The following is a 2,920-nucleotide window of genomic DNA, read 5'->3' as shown; positions in this document are numbered from 1 at the left end:
GCAGGGGCAACAGGCAGTTCGACCGGAACACGCCTGGCTCATCACCAGCAGGCTGAGCGACAACGCCGCCCGCGCCAAGACCTTCGGCCTGAACAGCCCGTTGCGGCTGTCGCGGCCGGCCGCCGCAAAGACCGGCACGACCAACGACTTCCGCGATAACCTGACGGTCGGCTATACGCCGGAGCTGGTCGTCGGCGTATGGGTGGGCAACAGCGACAATAGCCCGATGCGCGGCGTGAGCGGCATCACCGGCGCCGCGCCGATTTGGAAGCAGATCATGGACGAGGCACTGGCGGGCAAGCCGGTGACCGACTTCGTGCCGCCGCCCGGCGTGGTAGCCGCGGAGATCTGTGAATATGGCGGCCATGTGCCCTCGCCTAACTGCCCGCGCCGGCGCATCGAATACTTCAGCGCCGACCAGTTGCCGCTGCCTCCCGACGAGAATGTAGAGCGCGCCGTGCAGGCCGGCAATCCCGAGCTGGTGAACAATCCACAATCGCCTATCGCCAATCCCCAATCCCCCGACATTCTGATCACGCATCCCTCGTTGGGTGAGCCTGTGGCGCGTGGCCTGCTCTCCATCCGCGGCACGGTCAATCCGTCGGGCTTTCAACAATACGTCGTCGAATACGGCGAGGGCGAAAACCCCGGCGAATGGAAGTGGATCAGTGGGCCACACCTCGCGCCGGTGGTGGATGGCCAGCTCACGGAATGGGGCATCGAAGGGCTGCCTGCCGGGCGCTACACCATCCGCGTCACGGTGAACACGTCGGACGGCCAGCGCGTCGGCTACGCGCGCTTCGACGTGGGGCCGTAGAGGTGGCTAAGCTTCTGTCCTTTCGTCCAGGCCGCGCGCTGAACGGAGGGGCGTCGAGATGTGGTCAGCCGGCCCGTAGACTTCCAACCAAAAGACTCTCGCGAGTCTCAGGATGACGAAGGAGGAAGAACCATGACGGTTGCAAGTTCGACTTTGGCGCTCGCCGCCCAGCTCAGCGATCTGCGCGCCCGGGGTTGCCTCACGGTGACCGTGGATGGACACACGATCGCGCTTTTCGACTACGGTGGCAAGGTGTACGCAGTGGATAACCGCTGCCCGCACATGGGCTTCCCGCTCGATCGCGGCAGCGTGAGAGACGGCATCTTGACCTGTCACTGGCATCATGCCCGCTTCGACCTGGCCAGCGGCGGCGCGTTAGATCTGTGGGCCGATGACGTGCGGGCCTTCCCGGTCGAGGTGCGCGGCGACGAAATTTGGGTGGATGTTGCGCCGCACGCCGACCCGAAGGCGCACCTGCGCCGGCGCTTGCGCGATGGCCTAGAGCGCAATCTCTCGCTCGTCATCGCCAAGTCGGTGATCGGGTTAGCGCAGGCCGATGAGGGCGCGGTCGAGACGTTCCGCGCCGGCCTCGAATTCGGCGCGCGCTACCGCCGGGCTGGCTGGGGGCCGGGCCTGACCATCCTCACCTGCATGATGAACCTGCTGCCGCACCTGGCGCCGGAGGATCGTCCGCGGGCGCTATACCACGGTCTATCGGCGGTGGCGCGCGACACCGACGGCATGCCGCCGCGCTTCATCGTGCAGCCGCTGCCGGGCATCTCCGAACCTCGGTTTTTCGAACTCAAGCGCTGGTTTCGCCGCTTCATCGAGGTGCGCGACGCCGAGGGTGCGGAGCGCTGCATCGTTTCGGCAGTGCGCACCGGCGCGACGCCACAGCAACTGGCCGATATGCTCTTCGCCGCTGCCACCGACCATCGCTACATTGACGCCGGCCACCCGCTCGATTTCACCAACAAGGCGATGGAGGCGCTGGACATCGTCGGCTGGACGCCGGAGAACGCCGAGCTGGTGCTGACCAGCGTGGTCGGCGGCTACGCCGATGCCGACCGGATGGAGGAGTCGAACGCCTGGCGCAATCCGATTGACCTGGTCGAAATCCTGGAGCGTACCTTCAGGCAACTCGAAGGTCTCCAGCACGAAGGTGCGAAGACACGAAGAATTGATGAACAAGGCCGCCAACGACTCGTTGCCGTGCTGCTCGGCGACGATCCGCAGGCCAGTGTGGATGCGCTGCTGAGCGAATGCCGGGAGGGCACAAGCGGCGTTGACTTGGCCGGCGTCGTGGCCTACGCAGCGGCGTTGCGCATCGCGCGCTTCCACACCAGCAACGAGTTCGGCGACTGGGACACGGCGCTGCACACGTTCACCTTCGCCAACGCGGTGCATCAGGGCTTGCGGCGCACGCACTCGCGCGAACTCTTGCGCGGCGTCTTCGATGCAGCGATGAGCATCTACCTCGACCGCTTCCTCAACGTGCCGGCGGCGCGCATCCCGGTGCCGAATGGCAAAGTGCATCTGTCGCTCGGCGATCTGCCGGCATTGCTCGACCGGCAGCAGCAAGTGGATGCGGCGGGCGAGGCCGTGGCCCAACTGTTGTATCAAGGAACGCCGCCACGCGAGGTGATCGTCATGCTGGGCAAGCTGCTGCTGCGCGAGGATCGTGACTTCCACACCATCCAGTGCGTCGAAGCAGCGGTGCGACAACACGAATTCCTGGTGGGCACGCCGGAAGCGATGCACGTGTTGATCGCTGCCGCGCGCTATCTGGCCGCCCACGCGCCGACCATGCGCGCCCAAGGCCAGACCTTCAACATTGCGCAGCGCCTGGCGCGCGGCGAGCGATTGTTCGAAGCCTAGGTGGCTGGGGAACTTTTGCTCCTTGTAGATTTCCTGGACTCTCGCTACACTTCTGCGCGATGAATCGCCGATCGTTTCTCGCCGGCCTGATTGCAGGCAGCCTCGGCATGCTGGTTGCGCCGGCGGGTCTGGCCTTCGCTGCACAAGGCACGCCGGGTGACAAGATTATCAAAGGTCGCGGGCGCGAAATCTTCGTCAGCATCAGCCGCTGCCGGCTGATGCTGA

The 2,920-nt window shown here is 65.5% G+C and carries 1 protein-coding gene and 1 pseudogene; both read left to right on the top strand.

The window, feature by feature from the left end; all coding sequences use genetic code 11:
* Nucleotides 1-817: pseudogene (locus GXH28_RS15610) on the top strand (hypothetical protein); the annotation flags it as partial.
* 132 nt (nt 818-949) lie between these two features.
* Entirely contained in the window at nt 950-2,695 is a 1,746-nt protein-coding gene (locus tag GXH28_RS15605) for a Rieske (2Fe-2S) protein (protein ID WP_169239939.1), read from the top strand.
* The last annotated feature ends 225 nt before the right edge of the window (nt 2,696-2,920 follow it).

The sequence above is a fragment of the Candidatus Roseilinea sp. NK_OTU-006 genome (assembly GCF_012931985.1).
Classification (GTDB): Bacteria; Chloroflexota; Anaerolineae; order J036; family Brachytrichaceae; genus JAAFGM01.
This window is presented reverse-complemented; position numbering and strand designations above follow the sequence as displayed.